This is a genomic window from Desulfurobacteriaceae bacterium (genome assembly GCA_039832905.1).
GTDB lineage: Bacteria > Aquificota > Aquificia > Desulfurobacteriales > Desulfurobacteriaceae > Desulfurobacterium.
This window is the reverse complement of the sequence record JBDOLX010000011.1, coordinates 8193-25933: the sequence shown is the minus strand read 5'-3', so window position 1 is coordinate 25933 and position 17741 is coordinate 8193. Positions and strand designations below refer to the sequence as shown.

The 17741-nt window shown below is 36.3% G+C and carries 20 protein-coding genes and 1 tRNA gene; 12 read left to right on the top strand and 9 right to left on the bottom strand.

Features of this window, described 5'->3' with window-relative positions:
* A partial coding sequence (locus ABGX27_00475) for a flagellin (GenBank protein ID MEO2067974.1) occupies nucleotides 1-474 on the top strand: 474 nt, incomplete at its 5' end.
* Between the two features lie 2 nt (nucleotides 475-476).
* Here the strand turns inward: ABGX27_00475 and ABGX27_00470 are convergent.
* The 3 genes from ABGX27_00470 to ABGX27_00460 are packed head-to-tail and all read right to left on the bottom strand — an operon-like array spanning nucleotide 477 to nucleotide 2148.
* On the bottom strand, nucleotides 477-1439 hold the full coding sequence (locus tag ABGX27_00470; protein MEO2067973.1) for a magnesium transporter CorA family protein: 963 nt from the start codon (nucleotides 1437-1439) through the stop codon (nucleotides 477-479).
* Entirely contained in the window at nucleotides 1439-1945 is a 507-nt protein-coding gene (locus ABGX27_00465) for a DUF2148 domain-containing protein (GenBank protein MEO2067972.1), read from the bottom strand. Before ABGX27_00465 ends, ABGX27_00470 begins: the two co-directional genes overlap by 1 nt.
* Nucleotides 1942-2148: a hypothetical protein gene (locus ABGX27_00460; protein MEO2067971.1), complete on the bottom strand. Its 207-nt coding sequence runs from the start codon at nucleotides 2146-2148 to the stop codon at nucleotides 1942-1944. The genes ABGX27_00465 and ABGX27_00460 overlap by 4 nt, the downstream gene beginning before the upstream one ends.
* A gap of 93 nt (nucleotides 2149-2241) precedes the next feature.
* On the opposite strand from ABGX27_00460, the gene purL reads away from it, so the two are divergent.
* From purL to ABGX27_00445, 3 genes are all read left to right on the top strand, one after another.
* Nucleotides 2242-4482, top strand: a complete 2241-nt coding sequence (purL, locus tag ABGX27_00455; GenBank protein ID MEO2067970.1) for a phosphoribosylformylglycinamidine synthase subunit PurL — start codon at nucleotides 2242-2244, stop codon at nucleotides 4480-4482.
* A 118-nt stretch (nucleotides 4483-4600) separates the two neighbouring features.
* On the top strand, nucleotides 4601-5653 hold the full coding sequence (locus tag ABGX27_00450; protein ID MEO2067969.1) for a HAMP domain-containing sensor histidine kinase: 1053 nt from the start codon (nucleotides 4601-4603) through the stop codon (nucleotides 5651-5653).
* Nucleotides 5628-6947 carry a sigma-54 dependent transcriptional regulator gene (locus tag ABGX27_00445; GenBank protein ID MEO2067968.1) on the top strand — a complete coding sequence of 440 codons (1320 nt, stop codon included), beginning with the start codon at nucleotides 5628-5630 and terminating at the stop codon, nucleotides 6945-6947. Before ABGX27_00450 ends, ABGX27_00445 begins: the two co-directional genes overlap by 26 nt.
* Nucleotides 6948-6993: 46 nt before the next feature.
* On the opposite strand, the gene tig is transcribed toward ABGX27_00445, so the two are convergent.
* Both tig and ABGX27_00435 read right to left on the bottom strand, forming a co-directional pair.
* On the bottom strand, nucleotides 6994-8313 hold the full coding sequence (gene tig, locus ABGX27_00440; protein ID MEO2067967.1) for a trigger factor: 1320 nt from the start codon (nucleotides 8311-8313) through the stop codon (nucleotides 6994-6996).
* Nucleotides 8314-9522, bottom strand: coding sequence for an argininosuccinate synthase (locus ABGX27_00435; GenBank protein ID MEO2067966.1), 1209 nt, complete (start codon nucleotides 9520-9522; stop codon nucleotides 8314-8316).
* Nucleotides 9523-9657: 135 nt separating this feature from the next.
* On the opposite strand from ABGX27_00435, the gene ABGX27_00430 reads away from it, so the two are divergent.
* The 8 genes from ABGX27_00430 to ABGX27_00395 all read left to right on the top strand — a co-directional run bounded on the left by ABGX27_00430 (nucleotide 9658) and on the right by ABGX27_00395 (nucleotide 15842).
* Nucleotides 9658-9734, top strand: a tRNA-Met gene (locus tag ABGX27_00430).
* A 21-nt stretch (nucleotides 9735-9755) separates the two neighbouring features.
* On the top strand, nucleotides 9756-11090 hold the full coding sequence (gene tilS / locus ABGX27_00425) for a tRNA lysidine(34) synthetase TilS (protein MEO2067965.1): 1335 nt from the start codon (nucleotides 9756-9758) through the stop codon (nucleotides 11088-11090).
* Nucleotides 11072-11593, top strand: coding sequence for a hypoxanthine phosphoribosyltransferase (gene hpt, locus ABGX27_00420; protein MEO2067964.1), 522 nt, complete (start codon nucleotides 11072-11074; stop codon nucleotides 11591-11593). Before tilS ends, hpt begins: the two co-directional genes overlap by 19 nt.
* Before the next feature lie 18 nt (nucleotides 11594-11611).
* The gene (gene ftsH, locus ABGX27_00415; protein ID MEO2067963.1) at nucleotides 11612-13480 is read left to right on the top strand and encodes an ATP-dependent zinc metalloprotease FtsH; all 1869 of its coding nucleotides are present in this window, start codon (nucleotides 11612-11614) and stop codon (nucleotides 13478-13480) included.
* 2 nt (nucleotides 13481-13482) lie between these two features.
* Nucleotides 13483-14043: a GTP cyclohydrolase I FolE gene (gene folE, locus ABGX27_00410; GenBank protein ID MEO2067962.1), complete on the top strand. Its 561-nt coding sequence runs from the start codon at nucleotides 13483-13485 to the stop codon at nucleotides 14041-14043.
* Nucleotides 14044-14847 carry a tetratricopeptide repeat protein gene (locus ABGX27_00405; GenBank protein MEO2067961.1) on the top strand — a complete coding sequence of 268 codons (804 nt, stop codon included), beginning with the start codon at nucleotides 14044-14046 and terminating at the stop codon, nucleotides 14845-14847.
* On the top strand, nucleotides 14840-15619 hold the full coding sequence (locus tag ABGX27_00400; protein MEO2067960.1) for a hypothetical protein: 780 nt from the start codon (nucleotides 14840-14842) through the stop codon (nucleotides 15617-15619). Before ABGX27_00405 ends, ABGX27_00400 begins: the two co-directional genes overlap by 8 nt.
* Complete coding sequence (locus ABGX27_00395) at nucleotides 15591-15842, top strand: DUF2892 domain-containing protein (GenBank protein ID MEO2067959.1); 252 nt, start codon at nucleotides 15591-15593, stop codon at nucleotides 15840-15842. The genes ABGX27_00400 and ABGX27_00395 overlap by 29 nt, the downstream gene beginning before the upstream one ends.
* A 40-nt stretch (nucleotides 15843-15882) precedes the next feature.
* Here ABGX27_00395 and yedF read toward each other — a convergent pair whose 3' ends face one another.
* The 4 genes from yedF to ABGX27_00375 form a co-directional block, all read right to left on the bottom strand.
* Nucleotides 15883-16482, bottom strand: coding sequence for a sulfurtransferase-like selenium metabolism protein YedF (gene yedF / locus ABGX27_00390; protein ID MEO2067958.1), 600 nt, complete (start codon nucleotides 16480-16482; stop codon nucleotides 15883-15885).
* Nucleotides 16466-16789 (bottom strand): hypothetical protein, encoded by a 324-nt coding sequence (locus ABGX27_00385; GenBank protein ID MEO2067957.1) that lies wholly within the window; start codon nucleotides 16787-16789, stop codon nucleotides 16466-16468. The genes yedF and ABGX27_00385 overlap by 17 nt, the downstream gene beginning before the upstream one ends.
* The gene (gene lptE, locus ABGX27_00380; GenBank protein ID MEO2067956.1) at nucleotides 16767-17291 is read right to left on the bottom strand and encodes an LPS assembly lipoprotein LptE; all 525 of its coding nucleotides are present in this window, start codon (nucleotides 17289-17291) and stop codon (nucleotides 16767-16769) included. The genes ABGX27_00385 and lptE overlap by 23 nt, the downstream gene beginning before the upstream one ends.
* 7 nt (nucleotides 17292-17298) lie before the next feature.
* On the bottom strand, nucleotides 17299-17741 hold a 443-nt coding region (locus ABGX27_00375), incomplete at its 5' end, for a class I tRNA ligase family protein (GenBank protein MEO2067955.1).

Here is a 17741-nt window from a genome sequence, read left to right as displayed (position 1 = left end):
ACAGTAGAAATTGCTAATGGGGTTGAAGTTAACACTACTTTTAATGGAGCTGAACACTTAGGAGTGAACTACTCAAGTAATAAGATTTTGCTGGTTGAAGTTATAGATAAGATAATAGAACTTATTGATACTGGACAGGTAGAAAATATAGCGACTACTACAATAGATGTAGATTTGACCAACAACGGAGTAAGTGACCCTGTTTCAATGACCCTCTTAGATGCTTTTGATAAGGGACTTTCAAAGGTAATGAAGTATCGTTCAATAATTGGAACTAAAATAGAAACGGCTGAGAATCTAAAAATGCAGAATGAGAATTTAAAACTCCATTACTCAGAACTTGTTTCTAAGATTGAAGATGTGGACTATGCGTCTGCTATTTCCGAGTACGAAAAAGCAAAAACAGCATATGAGGCGCTGTTAGCATCTATCCAGCAGACAAAGGATTTATCGCTTCTTAAATATTACAAGTAGTTTTAAATCCAACCTTTTTTTCTGAAGAAGAATAGGAATGTTAAGGATGCTCCAAGCATTACTGAAAGGATAAAAAGTATTCCGTAAGGGGAGTGTGCTAAAGGCAAGTCCTCTACGTTCATTCCGTAAAAGCTGCTTATTAGCATTAAAGGTTCTAAAATCGTGATTAATATCGTTAAAGTCTTCATAATGTCGTTTAACTTAAAGGAAACAAGAGAAGAGAAAACACTCAAGACGTTCTGTATGAACTCATGTAAGGTTTCTGCCCTATCATAAAGTATGCTTATTTCATCTAAAAGATCTCTAAAGTAATGCACGTTTTCGTGGTTTATGAAACGAGGAGAGGAGGAAAGGAGGGATTTATAGGTATCTCTTAACTGTTTTAAAGTCCTTCTAAGTGTAAGTATTTCGAAAGAAAGGTCAGAAATATCCTCAAGAAGTTCTGGGTTTTGTTCTTTAAATACTCTCGCTTCTACTTCGTCTGCTTGTTCTTCCAAAACATCAGTAATTTCCTTGAACTTGTCGGCAACTATACTGGAAATTATCCATAAGATTTTCTCTATTCCTTGACCAAAAGGTTCTTCTTCTAAAGAAAGAGTTTTTCTTGCTTCTTCAAAAAGTCTTCTGCTTCCAACAGTTATTATGAAATCCTTTCCCCAAAAGATGCAGAGCTTTTTCTGACGGACAATTCCACCGTCAAAGTAGATCATTAAGATGAATATGTAGTCGTCAAAGACTTCTACCTTTGACCTTCCTTCTGTCCTACAGTCTTCTAAAGACAGTTCGTTGATGTTAAAGTGGGTTGTTAAAAGTTCTTCTGCCTTGCCGTCAACTCCTCTTAGGTGTATCCACTTGGGGGATTGGGACAAAAGTTCTTTATCTTGCAGAAAAGAGTTGATATCTACCTTTAAAGTAGTTATAGAGTTTCCATCTGGTAAAACTACCCATGCGAGGTTTCTTTCCATTACATTTTCCTATCAAAGAATATGTTCTTACCGCTTACAGACAGCGGTATTCCGTAGCCAAGTTTTACTTCTTTCGGAACAAATCCATAGGTTATTGCAGCTTTTCCAAAAGAAAACATTATTCTGTTATCAACGTTATGAAGTGATGCAACTTTTACAGCGGAACCTATTGCTATTCCAAGATCTCCAACCGCATAAGCACAGTAAGCGTCACTTCTTGAAGACTTTTCACAGTTCTCAAATCCACAAAATCCACAGAAAGGAACACCCCTTGGTTTAACTTCCGTTCCTATGAAGACAACCAAGATAGAGTCTCTTACATTCTTTGCATCTCTAATAAAGAAAGGGATGTTTTTCTCCTTTCCAATTTTTTCCATGAAGTCTGCTACTTTATCCTTTTCTTCTCCTTCAAATACTTTAGTGTATAGGAGATTAACACCCTTTCCCTTAGGAGCAGTAATGGCAGCTAAACACATTAGATCTGCAACTGTCTTAACTGCGTTCATTTTGACTCCTTTAAAGCCTTTAGAAGTTTTTTTAAAGATTTTTGTGGGTCTAACTTATGAGCTTCGAATACTTCCTTTAAAGTTTCGTCCTTAAAGCCTTCACAATATATACACTCTTCAATTAGGTTGTAAAGTTCTTCTTTAAGTTGGGGAAATTTTTCAAGGCATTCCCTTAGAGTCATATCAAGAGTTGGTTTTTCCAAAATAGGACTCCTTTGGAATTAATTGGTTTAGGAAATTTTACCAAGAGAAGAGTATAATTCCACAAAAAGACTTTGGTTTTTGGGAGTTTTGAGATGAAGATGAGCAAAGAGGTAATAGAGCAACACGTAACATGGGAAGAGTACGAAAGGATAATTAAACTCTTAGGGAGAGAACCCAACCTTGTGGAACTTGGTATTTTCTCTGCGATGTGGTCTGAACACTGTTCTTACAAATCATCAAGACCTCACCTTAAAAAGTTTCCGACAGAGGCTCCTTGGGTTGTTCAAGGACCGGGAGAAAATGCTGGAATTATTATGGTAGACGAGGAGAAAGAAATTTGTGCTGCGTTTAAAGTTGAATCCCACAACCATCCTTCCTTCATAGAACCTTTCCATGGAGCGGCAACTGGAGTTGGTGGAATTTTAAGAGACGTTTTTACAATGGGAGCAAGGCCTATTGCTTGTATGGATTCTCTAAGGTTTGGCGAATTAAACAACGACCCGAGAATGAAATATATCGTTAAAGGCGTAGTTTCCGGTATTAGCCACTACGGAAACTGTGTTGGAGTTCCGACAGTTGGTGGAGAAGTTTACTTTGATTCTTGTTATCAAACAAACCCTCTTGTAAACGCTTTTGCCCTCGGAATAGTAAAGAAGGATAAGATTTTCTATGCGAGAGCTGCTGGAGTCGGAAATCCTGTAATTTACGTTGGGGCAAAGACAGGAAGGGATGGTATTCACGGTGCAACGATGGCGTCTGAGGAGTTTTCTCAAGAGGAGGAAGTTGAAAAGAAGGTAAACGTTCAAGTTGGTGATCCATTCATGGAGAAGCTTTTAATAGAAGCTTGCCTTGAGGCTATGGAGAAAGAAGGTATTGTTGCTATTCAAGATATGGGAGCAGCAGGTCTAACTTCTTCTTCTGTAGAAATGGCTTCCCGTGGAGGAGTTGGGGTAAGACTTGATCTTGATAAAGTTCCGACAAGAGAAGAAGGTATGACTCCATACGAGTTAATGCTTTCAGAATCCCAAGAAAGAATGCTTGTTGTTTGTGAGAAAGGAAAAGAAGAAGAGATAATGGAAGTATTTAGGAAGTGGGGACTTGATGCTTGTGTAATTGGAGAAATTATAGAGGAGCCTGTTTTAAGACTCTTTTTCAAAGGGGAGAAGGTTGCAGAAGTTCCAATAAAGGCATTAACAGATGAAGCACCGGTTTATTATAGACCTTTCAGAATTCCTAAGTACATAAAGGAAAATGCATCCTACGATCAGAATAGTTTAGAAGAGCCAAGAGACTACAATGAGATTGTTAAGAAACTTCTCTCTTCTCCAACAATTGCCAGCAAACGTTGGATATTTAGACAGTACGACCACATGGTTCAAATAAATACGGTGGTTTATCCGGGAGGAGACGCAGCTGTTTTAAGAGTTAAGGAAAGCCAGAAAGGTATTGCTATAAGTTCCGACTGTAATTCAAGGTACTGTTATCTAAATCCGTATGAAGGTGGAAAGATTGCAGTGGCAGAGGCTGCAAGGAACGTCGCATGCACAGGGGCAATTCCACGTGCAATAACAGACTGCTTAAACTTTGCAAGTCCAGAAGATCCCGAGATAATGTGGCAGTTTGTTAAAACAACAGATGGAATGGCTGATGCTTGTAAAATCTTAGAAACACCAGTAGTAAGTGGTAACGTTAGCTTTTACAACGAGACCGCAACTGAAAACGGAAAAAGAGCAGTATATCCAACTCCAACAGTTGTGTGTGTAGGGGTTTTAGAAGACGTAGAAAAGAGAATGACCTCTTTCTTTAAAGATGCTGGTGATGTGATAATCTTGCTTGGAGAAAACGTAGGAAACATCTCCGGTTCTGAATATCAAAAGCTTGTAGAAGGAGAAATAAGGGGACAAGGACAGTTTATAGACCTTGCATTTGAGAAAAGACTTCAAAGAGCACTCATTAAGGCAATAAACGAAGGGCTTATAAAGAGTGCTCACGACGTTTCGGAAGGAGGACTTGCAGTTAATCTATTTGAATCCTCTTTTGAAAAAGAACTTGGGTTTACTGTTGATCTAGATGAGGACATTAGAACAGATTTTCTCCTCTTTGGAGAAGACCAAAGTAGAATTGTTATTACAGTAAGTAAAGACAAAGTAGAGGAAGTTCTTAACTTCTTCACAAAGGAAACTGTTCCAGCTAAGGTTATAGGAAGAGTTGAAAGTAGCGGAAGGGGTGTTATCAAGCATAAAGGAAGAGAAATTGTTTCCTTAGATATTAAAGAATGTAAAGAGGTCTATGAAAACTCTTTAGAGAAGCATTTAAACGGTGAAACTGCTTAATTTTGTCGAGAAGTTTTATCTTCTTTATCGTGTTGGGAGATTAGCATTTTCTGCTGGTCTCTTTTTTCTTTTTTTCTCATTTTATTCTTTACATAAGAGTCCTTTTGAAAGAGAGATTTTGAACATTCTTTTCATCTACTCGTCGGTTAGTCTTTTCTCTTTGGCCTTTTCTAAGAGACCCAACATCTTCGAGTTTATCTTAGATGGACTTTTTATATTTGTTCTTGCAATAAAGGATCTTATAAGCTGGAATTTCTTTTCCATATTCTTTCTTTTTCCTATTTTCTTTTCCTTTTTACTTCTTGGAAGGTTAAGGGGGCTGATAGTTCTTATAGTTTCTATTGTTTTTTGTCTTGCTGCTTACTTTACATTGATTAAGGAATTTAACTCAATTTCTCTGACACAAAGTTTTTTAAACGTTTTAGCCTTCGTTTTTATAGCTTTGGCGGGAGAGAGATTGAAAGTAAAGTTTGAAAATCAAGAGGAGTACATAAAAAACTTAGAAAAAGAAAGAAAGCAAAATGAAATATATAGGAAACTTTACAGAATAAGTGCTGATTTAGCCCACGAGATAAAAAATCCTCTTGCTTCGATAAGGGGAGCAGCTCAGCTTTTAAAGGAAGGAAAGCAAAGTGAAAAGCTTGTTGAAATCATCTACAACGAAACTGTTCGTCTTGACGAAATAGTAAAGGACTTTTTAAACCTTGCAAGACCAATTTCATTTAAAGAGAAAGTTTCTGTTAAAGATGTTATGGAAGAGGTTGTAAGTTCTCTTTCTCATTTTGGAAAAAAAATAACTATAGATTGTCAAAATTTTATTCTTGAAACCGATAGAAAGGCATTTTATGTTACGATTGAAAATCTCTTAAGAAATGCTGTTCAATGGGCTAAATCGGAAGTTAGGGTATCGTGCAAAAATCTTGAAAAAGCACTAGAAATTGTTGTAGAAGATGATGGAGTAGGAATAAATGAAGAAGACGAGGAAAAGATTTTTGAACCTTTTTTCTCAAAAAGAAAGGGAGGATCAGGTTTAGGACTGTCAATTGTTAAAAGATTTGTAATGGAAAGTAAGGGTAAAATTCTTGTTTCCAAAAGCACTCTTGGAGGGGCTAAGTTCATCGTAATTTTTCCAAAGAAGGTAAAAGATGAGAGTTTTGGTAGTAGAAGATGAAAAAAACATAAGGGAGATACTGGGAATAGTTCTTGAGGAGTTTAACTGTGAAGTTGAAGAATCAGAAACTTTAGAAGATGCAAAAAGGAAGTTAAAAGAAGTTTTTTTTGATCTTGTTCTTCTTGACCTAAGGCTTCCAGACGGTTGTGGAATAGAAATTGCGAAAGAGGTTAAGAAGGGTTTCCCCGACACAGAGATAATAATTATAACAGCGTTTGCATCTACAGAAACCATAAAAGAAGCTTTTGAACTTGGAGTTTATGACTACATAGAAAAACCTTTTAAACTTGAAGATTTAAGAATTCTCATAAGGAATGTAAAAGAAAAGTTAGAACTTAGGAAAAAGGTCAACGAAGATGAATCCTTAGGTTTAATTGGGAAATCTCCTTCCATAGAAAGGGTAAGAAATACAATAAGGAAAATTGCACCTTACGATGTAAACGTTTTGATCTTAGGAGAAAGTGGAGTTGGGAAAGAAGTTGTTGCAAAAGCCATTCATCTTTTAAGTCCAAGAAAAACAAAGCCTTTTATTGCTATAAACTGTGCGGCACTACCTTCCGAACTTCTTGAAAGTGAACTTTTTGGTTACAGGAAAGGAGCATTTACGGGAGCTGTTAGGGATAAAAAAGGACTTATTGAGGAAGCAAACGGTGGGACTCTTTTCTTAGATGAAATAGGGGATATGCCCTTGCCGTTGCAAGCTAAACTTTTAAGGTTCTTGGAAACGAAAAAATTTATTCCCTTAGGAGCAACCGAAGAAAAAGAAGTCGATGTTAGGGTGGTAGCAGCAACCAACAAGGATGTAAAGGAGGAAGTAAAGAAAGGAAACTTTAGAGAAGATCTTTACTATAGGCTTTCAACGATAGAAATTGAAGTTCCTCCTTTAAGAGAGCGACGAGAAGACATTCCTTTGCTTGTTGATCATTTTGTAAAAGAGCTTTCCAAAAAGTACAGAAAAGAGATAAAGAAGGTTTCTCAAAGTTTCATAAGATCTTTGATGGAGATGCCTCTTGAAGGAAATGTAAGAGAACTTAAGAATATAGTTGAGAGAGAGATCATCCTTTGTGAAAACGGTATTTTAGGTTCCGGGTATTTGGATTTTGATAAGGTTCCGTGTGAAGATATCAAGATACCTCCTGGGGGTGTTAATCTAAAAGAAATCTTGAGTGAAGTGGAGAAAAAGTATCTCTTCAAAGCACTCGAAATTTCTGGTGGAAAGAAAACGGAAGCTGCAAAGCTTTTGGGACTAACACTAAGAGAGTTTAGATATAGACTTTCAAAGTATACTTCTTAATGTCAATAATCCCCCCCAAAAAATGGGGGGGGAGAGGATAGAAAACTTACTTTTCTTCTTTCTTTTCGTTATTGTCTTCACCAGCAGGAACTTCTTCAATTTCTGCAAGTTCGATTAGTCTATCGAGAGCTTTCTGTCTTAGGACATCTTCTCTGATTCTTTGAATGAGATTGTTCTGCTGAAGAGATTCTTTTGCCTTATTAATATCTCCACCAAAGAAAGTATCTGCAAGTTTCTTAATTTCATTATCAAGGTCTTCTTCACTAACTTCTATGTTTTCAAGTTCTGCAACCTTTTCCAAGATTAGCTTAACCTTAACTGTCTTCTCAGCAGTAGGTTTCACCATTTCTACAAGTGTTTGAGGGTTGACTTGTCTTGGGTCTATTCCAAGCTGAAGAAGTCTTCTTGCTTCAGCTTCTATTAACGCCTTTATTTCCATATCAAGCATTGAGGTTGGGACAGGAACTTCAACTTTTTTGAGGATTTCGTCAACTATTTGATCTTCTACCTCTTCTTGTTGTCTAAGTTTTTCGGAAAGTTCAAGGTCTTCCTTAATTTTCTTCTTCATATCTTCAAGGTTTTCAAATCCGAGCTTTTTAGCAAACTCGTCATCAACTTCAGGAAGAACTTTCTCCTTAACTGCCTTAACCTTAAACTTAACTACAACTTCCTTTCCGGCAGCTTCTCCGTAACTATTGTCTTCAGGAGCTTTAAAGGAAGCTTCTCCTTCTTCTCCTGTCTTCTTTCCTAAAACTTCTTTTTCAACTTCTGGCCAGAGCTGTTTTTGTCCTAAAACAACAGCAATTGTTCCTTTTTGTGTTTTCTCCTCTTCACCATCTTTAATGGTTGTTTCGTATTCAAGTTCTACAAGATCGTTTTCCTTTGCCTCTCTATCTACATCAACAAAGTTTGCTTGGTTATTTCTTATACCTTCTATTACTTTTTCAACATCTTTGTCAGTAATCTCTCTTACTGTTTTCTTAACTTTTATTCCTTTGTAGTCTTCTTCTTTAAGGTCTATCTCCGGTTTAACTTCAAAAACGATTGTTGTTGCAAACTTGGCATCTTTTAGAGAAAAGTTTAGATCTTCCACAACAGGTTCGGAAACCATTTTAAGGTTTTCTTTGTTTACTACCTCAGATAGTTCTCTTACTGTAAAACCTCTTAATAAGCTGTCCCTTATAGTTTCTTCGTAGTATTTCTTAATAATGTTAAGTGGAGCTTTTCCAGGTCTAAAACCAGGAACTTTAGCTGTTTTTCTAATTTCTTTACAGATGTCATTAACTTCTTTTTCGAAAGCTTCTCCTTCTAAGGAAATCTTTACACCATAAAGAACTTCATTTCTTTTTTCTACTTCGTACGCCATCTATTTCCTCCTTTCCTTTCTTACTCTTCCTATAACTTTTAGTGGTAAGCTCCAAACCTTTGTAAAAGCAGCTCCTGCTTTATGGTCAAAGGAATCTTTTGGACTATAAGTAGCTAGGTCTTCAATGTATAAAGAGTTTGGTGATGTTCTACCAACAATTTGTGCATTTCCTTTAAATAGCTTAAACCTAACTTTTCCAGAAACTAAAGGAGCAATAGAGTTATTGAAAGCATCAATTGCTTCTTTTAAAGGTGTAAACCAAAGGGCTTCGTATACAAGTTTTGCATACTCGTGCTTTATGTGGCTTTGCTTGTAATGGTAGGTAAATCTATCAAGTACGATGCTTTCAAGTTCATCGTATGCTCTAATTAATAAAAGTCCTGCTGGAGATTCGTAAACTTCTCTTGACTTTATACCGACTAGTCTATTTTCAACCATATCAACTCTACCGTAGCCGTGCTTGCCTGCAATTTCATTTAAATCCCAGATAAGTTTCCAAAGTTCGTCGTACCTTTTTCCATTTATAGCAACAGGTGTTCCTTCTTCAAACTCAATTTCTACGTACTCTGGTTCATTTGGTGCGTCAACTGGATTTTTTGTGATAACGAAAGCATCCTCTGGAGGTTCTGTGTAAGGGTCTTCAAGTGGACCAGCCTCTATTGCTACTCCCCAAAGGTTTCTATCGTAAGAGTAAGGCTTTTCTTTTGTAGCTACAACAGGAATACCGTGTTTTTTAGCGTATTCTATTTCTTCTTCTCTTGATTTAAATTCCCACTCCCTTACTGGGGCAAGAACTTCAATGTCTGGGTCGAGTGCCCAAACTGAAGCTTCAAATCTAACTTGGTCGTTTCCTTTACCGGTTGAACCGTGGGCAACAAAATCTGCTCCCGTTTCATGAGCAATTTCTACAAGTTTCTTAGCAATAAGTGGTCTTGATAGTGCAGAAAGAAGAGGATACTTACCTTCATAAAGTGCACCTGCTCTCATTAAAGGTAAGCAGTATTCCCTTGCAAACTCTTCTTTGACGTCATCAACGATAGCCTCTACTGCACCGGAAAGTTTGGCTTTTTCTGGGATTTCTGATAGTTCCTCGCCTTGTCCAACATCTGCAGTGTAGGTAATTACCTCAAATCCTCTATCTGTTAGCCATCTAACAATTACTGATGTATCGAGACCTCCAGAATATGCAAGAACAACCCTTTTGCTCACATTCTCCTCCAAAACCTATCTTTTAGGTTGAGAAATTTTACGAAATCATATGGAAAAAACAAACTTCTTTTGAGAAGAACAGAACTTTAAGTATTGACAGATTAAAAGTTCAAGGATATATTTCTTCTTGCAAGTGGCGACGTGGCTCAGGTGGTCAGAGCGGGCGGCTCATACCCGCCAGGTCGGTGGTTCGACTCCACCCGTCGCCACCAATTTTTTTCTTAAGTCAAAAAATGTTAAAAGAAAAAGTTGAAAAAACCATACAAAAGTATTTTTTAATCCCTCCGAATTCCAAAATCTTGGTAGCCCTTTCCGGTGGACCAGATTCTGTATCGCTTCTTCACATTTTGCTAAACCTTAAAGAGAAGCTCCGTATAGAAATTGCTGCAGCCCATCTTAACCATATGCTAAGGGGAGAAGAGTCTGAAAGGGATGAAAACTTTGTAAGAAAATTATGTGAGTCTTGGAATGTTCCTGTTTATATAGAAAGGAAAGATGTTAAAGAAATCTCCAAGGGAAAAAATCTCGAAGCTGTTGCAAGAAACGTTAGATATAAGTTCTTGGAAGAAACTTTAAAAAAAATAGGTGCCGATCTTATTGCTACCGGTCATACGGCTTCAGATCTTTTGGAAACTGTGATTCTTAACTTGGTTAAAGGAACGGGAATAAAAGGACTTCGTGGTTTTTTACCTAAAAGGGATAAGATTATTAGACCCCTTTTTGAAGCAACAAGAGAAGAAATTGAAAAATACATCTCAGAGAATGGTTTGCCTTTTGTTATTGATAGTTCTAATCTAAAGACTGATTTTGAAAGAAACTTAGTAAGATTAAAAGTTGTTCCTATTCTTAAAAGTATAAATCCAAAGGTTGAAAATGCTGTTTTAAGAAATGCCGAAATTCTAAGAGACATTGAAAAGTTTTTGTTTAAAGAGGTTAGGGATTTTTTGGCATTGTATCTGAAAGAAGAAACCTTCTGTATACCTTTAGAGGTTTTTAAAAGCCTTCCGAAAATATTGCAGGAAGAAATTATAAGAGAAGCTTTTAAAAGAATTTCTGGTAAAACCCTTTCTTACGCTAAAGTAATATCAGCTTTGGAACTTCTAAGTAAGGATGGTTATAAAGAATTTTTCCCGATCTCAGACGTTGTCATTTTTAAAGATCAATTATCCTTTTGTATAGAAAAAAGAAAAAAAGAAGATAAAGAGTTTTTCTTTAGGTTTTTTGATTTTCCAAAAACTGTTGAGACCCCTTTTGGAGTTTTAGAGTTTAAAATCTGGAATGGAAAGGAGGAGGGAATTATTATCCCCTATAAAAAAGCAAAGGAAGAAGGGATAACCGTTAGGACAAGGCAACCGGGGGATAGGTTGCGTTTTAAAGACTTTACGAAACCTTTAAAAAAGTTCTTTATTGAAAAGAAAGTTCCAGCAAAGCTTAGAAGTCTTGTTCCTATTGTTTTGCTTGGAGAAGAAATTATTTGGATTCCGAATATCTTTAAAGCATATATTAACTTTAATCCTACGGAAAAATGTATCGTTGCGAGGACGAGAAATTGGAACTTGAAGTTTTAATCCCAGAAGAAAAAATAAAGGATAGAGTCAAAGATCTCAGTCTAGAAATTTCTCAGGCATTTAATAATGATCCAATAGTGATTATTTCTATACTCAAGGGAGCTATTTTCTTTACTGTTGATCTTTTGAGGTATTTAAATAATGAGGTTATGTTGGATTTTATTAGGATAAAGAGTTATGAAGGAGAAACAAAAAAGGATACAAAACTTGCGTTTCTTTCGGACATTCCTCTTGAAGGAAGGAATGTTTTAATTGTTGATGACATCTTTGATACTGGTGAGAGTTTAAAGCTTGCTTATGATGAGGTAAAAAAACGTTCTCCTAAACTTATTAAAACTTGTGTTCTTCTTGACAAGGAAATAGAAAAGAAAGTAAAACTTAAACCAGATTTTGTTGGATTTAGAATTCCCAACTTTTTTGTTGTAGGTTATGGACTTGATATTAATGAAAAGTATCGAAATTTACCATATATAGGATATTTTAAAACAAGAACATTAAAGTAAGGAAGTAGAGGTAGGAAGATGAAAGAGATAGGAAAAAGTATAGCTTTGTGGCTAACGATAGCCCTTTTAATTATTCTAGCATTTAACTTCCTAAACTCTAAAGAGTTCAAAACACCTGTTGAGTCTTTCTCTACTTTCGTTCAGCAGGTAGAGAAAGGAGAAATTAAGAAAGTGGTTATTCAGGGACAGAAAGTCGTTGCTGTTACCCAGGACGGTAAACCTTTTGAAACTTACCTTCCTGAAGGCTATAACAACATAGTGGATAAACTTACGCAAAAAGGTGTTGAAATAGAGGTTAAGCCTAAAGAAACAAGTCCTTGGTACATTACTGTTCTTGTTTCGTGGCTTCCTATGATTTTCCTCATTCTTCTTTGGATAGCAATGATGAGACAGATGAATGCAGGAAGTAGTAAAGCGCTCTCTTTTGCCAAAAGTAGGGCGAAAGTTTTCATAGACGATAAGCCCAAAGTTACTTTTAAAGATGTAGCGGGAATTGATGAGGTAAAGGAAGAAGTCTCAGAAATAGTTGATTTCCTCAAGAATCCTAAAAAGTTTCAGCAGCTTGGAGGTAGGATTCCAAAAGGAGTTCTTCTTGCAGGAGCTCCGGGAACAGGAAAGACCCTTTTAGCGAAAGCAATTGCAGGAGAAGCTAACGTTCCTTTCCTTTCGGTTAGTGGTTCTGAATTTGTAGAAATGTTTGTTGGTGTTGGTGCTTCAAGGGTTAGAGATCTTTTCGAACAGGCAAAGAAATATGCCCCTTGTATAGTTTTTATTGATGAAATTGATGCAGTTGGTAGAAAGAGGGGAGCAGGTTTTTCTGGTGGACACGATGAAAGAGAACAAACCTTAAACCAACTTCTTGTAGAAATGGATGGATTTGAAAGTTCTGAAGGAATAATTGTTATTGCCGCTACCAATAGACCGGACATCCTAGACCCAGCTCTTTTAAGACCTGGGAGGTTTGATAGGCAAATTTACGTTCCTCTTCCAGACGTTAGGGGAAGATTGGAAATTCTCAAGATTCATACTAAAGATAAACCTTTAGCTGATGATGTTGACCTTGAAGTAATTGCCCGTTCAACTCCTGGATTTTCTGGTGCAGACCTTGCAAATATAGTTAATGAAGCAGCACTTATTGCTGCAAGGAAGAACCACGGCAAAATTACAATGGAAGACTTTGAAGAGGCTAAGGACAAAGTTACAATGGGGATAGAAAGAAAGAGTATGGTTCTTTCTGAAGAGGAAAAGCTTACAACTGCTTATCATGAGGCTGGACATACCCTTGTCGCAAAGCTTTTGCCAAATGCGGATAAGGTTCATAAGGTTACAATAATTCCAAGAGGAAAAGCCCTTGGAATTACTCAACAACTTCCTGAAGAGGATAGATACACGTATACAAAAGACTATCTGCTTGATAGGCTTTGCGTTCTCTTTGGGGGAAGAGTTGCAGAAGAACTGGCTCTTGGAACTATCTCTACCGGTGCTGGGAACGATATAGAAAGGGCAACAGAGATTGCAAGAAAAATGGTGGCTGAATGGGGAATGAGTGAGAAAATAGGTCCTATTGCTGTGAAGGTAAAAGAAGATTTTGGAGAACCTACAGACTTTGTAAGTGAAGAGATGAAAAGGTTAGTTGATAAAGAGGTTAAGAGGATTATTAAGGAAGCTTACGAAAGAACTAAGGAACTAATATCCAAGAATATGGACAAGCTTGAAAACCTTGCAAAGGCACTTCTTGAGAGAGAAACGCTTACAGGTGAAGAAATAGATAAGGCTATGAGAGGAGAACTTAAAACAGAAAGTGAGGACACAAATAAACCAACTCCTCCAAGGAAAGGACTTGAAGATAACTTGCCAAAGCAGTTTACTCCACAATGGGAGGCGTAAGAGTGGCTTTTGATAAAGAGAGAATAGAAAAAGCGGTAAGAGAAATATTGCTAGCTATCGGAGAGGATCCTGATAGAGAAGGCTTAAAGGATACTCCTAAAAGAGTAGCTAGGATGTATGAAGAGATTCTAGCTGGTTATAACGACTCTGTAGATAACCACCTTGTCCTGTTTACTGAAAAGTATGATGAGATGATTATAGTTAGGGATATTCCTATATATTCCTTATGTGAACACCATATGCTTCCATTTTTTGGGAAAGCTCACGTTGCTTATATTCCTGGAAATGACAAGGTGACAGGTCTTTCAAAAATAGCAAGGATAGTTGATGTTTACGCTAAAAGACTTCAGCTTCAAGAAAGAATGACAGAACAAATAGCAGATGCCATTATGGAAAAGCTAAAAGCAAAAGGTGTAATGGTTGTAATTGAAGCTCAGCACCTTTGCATGATTATGAGAGGAGTTAGGAAACCCGGTTCCTATACTGTAACAAGTGCAGTGAAAGGAAGTATGAGGAAAGAAGCAACAAGAATGGAAGCTCTTTTTCTAATAAAGGGTAGATAGATGAGAATCAGAGATTCTATATTGCTTATAGTTTCTTTGTTTACCGCTTCCTGTTTTTCAAGTTCTAGTAAAGAGAAGCCCATAACTCTATTAAATCCAGAAACCTCTCAGGAAGTAAAAGTTTCGAAAGAAGAGAAAGCAGAAGGGTACTACCAGGTAGGAATATCTTACTTACAAATAGGAGAAGTTCCTCTGGCTTTAAACTATTTTTTTAAAGCACTAGAAATAAAGGATGAAGATCCAAAGATTTATAACGCTATTGGATCAGCTTTTATTCAAAGGGACGAACTGGATAAAGCCGAGAAATATATAAGAAAAGCGTTGAAGATAGATCCTAAATATTCTGAGGCTTATGTGAACTTAGGGATTGTTTATGAAAAGAGAGGTAACCTGAAAAAAGCAAAAGAGTATTATGAGAAAGCTTTGAGTAATCCTCTTTACCTTACCCCAGAGGTTGCATATTACAGACTGGCTCTTCTTTCTGAAAAAGAAGGGAAACTGGAGGAAGCCAAAAAGTATCTTATTAAAGCTTTGAGGAACAACTCCGATTATGTACCTGCTTACCTTGAACTTGCTTCTATTCTGGAAAAGGAAAAAAGAGAGAATGAGGCCAAAGAGATATATGTAAGGTTAATTACTCTTTATCCAAGGCTTCAACTTCCTTACTATAAGTTGGCTTTAATCTACCTTAAGGAAGGTAAGAAAAAGATTGCTAAAAAGTACCTTAAAAAGTGCGTTGAACTTGATTCAGCTTCCAGCGTGGGAATAAAGGCTAAGATTCTCTTAGAGGAATTCTATGAGTAGGTTATGGGTTATTGTAAACATTATCCTTGGAGTAGTTTTTATTTTTAGCTTTTCAGCAAATATTTTTCTTTACAAAGATTCAATCATTAAAAGATATTTTTCTGAAGAAGAAAAGGTTAATACACTTAAAATAAATAAACCAAAAGAAAATGGAAATAACGAAAACCATTGCGTAAACAATGATAATGAATATAACGACTTGGTTCCCTTTCTTCCCGAAACCAACAATGAAAATTATTCAGAGGAAAAATTTGGGGAATTGGAAGATAGAGTACCTTCGTTATTTGTGAAAGTAAAAGAAGGAATTGTTTATCACCCGGCTCTTGTTTTTAAGGTCTACGGTACTAATAATGGAACAAGTATTCATCTTTTAACGCTTTCAACTATGGAGTGGCAATTCATAAAAACCATTTTTTCTAAAAGCAAGATTTTCTTTGAACCAACGAGAGTTTATCTTTGTGAAGATGGCATTATAGATGTTAATTATGTTGTTGAAAAATTTTGGCCTCCAGAAGTTCAGAAAGGAAAATTAAAAGGAATGGGAATTCTTGCTACTCCAATAGAAGATGGTAGCTTTCGTTTTGACAAGTTTTATGGAAACTGTACTGACAACGGATTCGTTTTCAATATGGAGGGGAAACTTGCAGGAATCTGCTTCGGAGATAAATTTATAAATTACAATGAAATTTATTCCGAAATTCCTAATGAATGTCAACTGATTTATGAAAAGGGGGTAAAAGGAGATGGCAATCTTCAGGGCGAAAACCGATAGCTGGTATATAGAAAGAATTACGTCTTTTTTAGCAGGTTTTTTTGTATTCTTCAGTATAGTATTGGGACTCTATACAGGGAATAATAACTTTTTCTACTTTACAGCTTTTGTGGGATTTATGCTTATGTTTTATGCAATAACCGGTATTTGTCCTTCTTCAATTATGTTACACAAAGTAGGAGTTCCTTCTCTCCTTGAGAGGTACTGTAAGGATAAAAAATAGTGAAGAAAACCTGCGCATAAGTGCGCAGGTATGAATTTTGTTAAAGCCTTATTACAGAATCGGCGTCAGTAAGAGACTTTACAACATCATAAGCACTTCCAACACTTCCAACTTGAAGGTCATCAAGAAGGTTAAAGTAGTTTAGACAAGTTCCGCAAAGAATAATTTCTACTCCACTTTCTTCAAGCTGTTTTAGAAGGTTAAGGATTTCTTCTTCGCTTCCTTTACATGCAAGTTTTACTGCAGTGTTTATAAGAACGATCTTTTTAGGTTTTGCGTCAGATTCTACAAATGTTTTTAGGAAACCTTTTAAAAGAATTTTCCCGAGCTCTTTATCTTCCCCAACGTAAGTTGAAGCTATAAGAGCTACTTGAGTTTTACCTATTTCCTTTTCTTCTTTTTTTGTAGCGGAAGTTTGGGTATTTTCTCCCTTGGTTATATGGAGATAAAAAAGACCTTCTTTCTCTTCAACTTCGACGGTACAACCGTTTTTGGTTGCAAACTTCTTTACGTTTTCTTTGGAAGCTTTATTATCAACAATAACAGTTATTTTTCCACTGTCAATATTTTCAAGAGCTTCCTTAGTCTTTAAAACAGGAATTGGACAAGAAAGTCCTTTGCAGTCAATAACCTTTGACATCGCTTCCCCCACTTAAAAGTTTTTGCCTGAACCTTTCAAGCTTTTCTAAGGTTAATCCCCATTCCAAAACGTTGTTCTCGTGTCTCGCCACTTTTTTTTCAAGCTTTAGTAAGAGTTCGCAAGGAAGACAGTAATTTTTATCCTTCTTATGCTTTTCTAAAACTTCTGAGAGTTTAAAACCTTTCTGCGGTATTCCAAGAGTTTCCGTTCCTTGGGTTTTATCAAGAAAGAAGATAAAAATTTCTCCTTTCCAGATTACTTCAATCAAAAGGTAGTATTCATCTTCAAAGCTTTGGAGAACTTTCAATTTCTCTACCCTTTACTAAAATTCTTTCTCCTACTTCTCTAAAGATATCATAAGCGATCCTTTCTATACACTCTTTTCTTCTTGTTTCTATTTCTTCTGGTGTTCCAGTTGCATCGTAAAAGTCGTACCTTGTAATCTTAAAAGTATAGATGGATTTAGTAAATCCGTATCTTACCAGTTTAACAGTGGCTGTAATGGTCATTCTATATTCTACAGCTCTATCATATCTATCAAAACCTACTGCAAAAGTAGAAATAGAGTTAACTGTAGGCTTTACAAGGAGAGTTACTCCTTTTGTAGGGAACTTCTCAACTTTAAAACGGGAATCGGAATAAAAAACTTCATTGGCAACTTTAGAAAAGATTACATCCAGTCCTTCTTCTCCAGTTCTGTTTACTACAGGCTCAAGGTAGATATGTTCAACTTTTGAAGGGGGTAGGTTCTTGGTAGAAGCACAAGAAAATAGGGTGAAAAAGAGAAGAAGGAAAGAGAGAACACGCATTCTAACCTCACTTAACAACTATGTTAACAAGTCTTCCTTTGACATAAATAAACTTAACGATACTCTTTCCTTCTACGTATTTCTTTATCTTTTCATTTTCTAATGCCAAGTCTTTAACTAAGTCTTCTGAAGCATCAGCAGGAATTACAATCTTTCCTCTCACTTTACCATTTACCTGAACTGGGATTTCAATTTCATCAACTTTAAGGGCAGATTCGTCAACTTCTGGCCATTTACTTTCAGCAAGAAGTTTTTCGTGTCCTGTTATTTCCCACATTTCTTCTGCAATGTGAGGAGTGAAAGGAGATAGCATTATTATCAATTTTTCTATTGCTTCCTTTAAAACTTCCTTGTCTTTTGGTGTTTTTGGAGAAAACTTGTGAACTTCATTGAAAAGTTCCATTATGGAAGCTATTGCAGTGTTAAACTTAAATCTTTCTTCAAGTTCTT

Bases quoted from the DNA above. Each gene is read 5' to 3' on its own strand.
- ABGX27_00470 (MEO2067973.1), bottom strand. From the start codon at position 1,439: ATGGAAAGAAACCTCGCATGGGTAGTTTTACCAGATGGAAACTCTATA.
- ABGX27_00465 (MEO2067972.1), bottom strand. From the start codon at position 1,945: ATGAACGCAGTTAAGACAGTTGCAGATCTAATGTGTTTAGCTGCCATT.
- purL (MEO2067970.1), top strand. From the start codon at position 2,242: ATGAAGATGAGCAAAGAGGTAATAGAGCAACACGTAACATGGGAAGAG.
- ABGX27_00445 (MEO2067968.1), top strand. From the start codon at position 5,628: ATGAGAGTTTTGGTAGTAGAAGATGAAAAAAACATAAGGGAGATACTG.
- tig (MEO2067967.1), bottom strand. From the start codon at position 8,313: ATGGCGTACGAAGTAGAAAAAAGAAATGAAGTTCTTTATGGTGTAAAG.
- tilS (MEO2067965.1), top strand. From the start codon at position 9,756: ATGTTAAAAGAAAAAGTTGAAAAAACCATACAAAAGTATTTTTTAATC.
- ftsH (MEO2067963.1), top strand. From the start codon at position 11,612: ATGAAAGAGATAGGAAAAAGTATAGCTTTGTGGCTAACGATAGCCCTT.
- ABGX27_00405 (MEO2067961.1), top strand. From the start codon at position 14,044: ATGAGAATCAGAGATTCTATATTGCTTATAGTTTCTTTGTTTACCGCT.
- ABGX27_00400 (MEO2067960.1), top strand. From the start codon at position 14,840: ATGAGTAGGTTATGGGTTATTGTAAACATTATCCTTGGAGTAGTTTTT.
- ABGX27_00395 (MEO2067959.1), top strand. From the start codon at position 15,591: ATGGCAATCTTCAGGGCGAAAACCGATAGCTGGTATATAGAAAGAATT.
- yedF (MEO2067958.1), bottom strand. From the start codon at position 16,482: ATGTCAAAGGTTATTGACTGCAAAGGACTTTCTTGTCCAATTCCTGTT.
- lptE (MEO2067956.1), bottom strand. From the start codon at position 17,291: ATGCGTGTTCTCTCTTTCCTTCTTCTCTTTTTCACCCTATTTTCTTGT.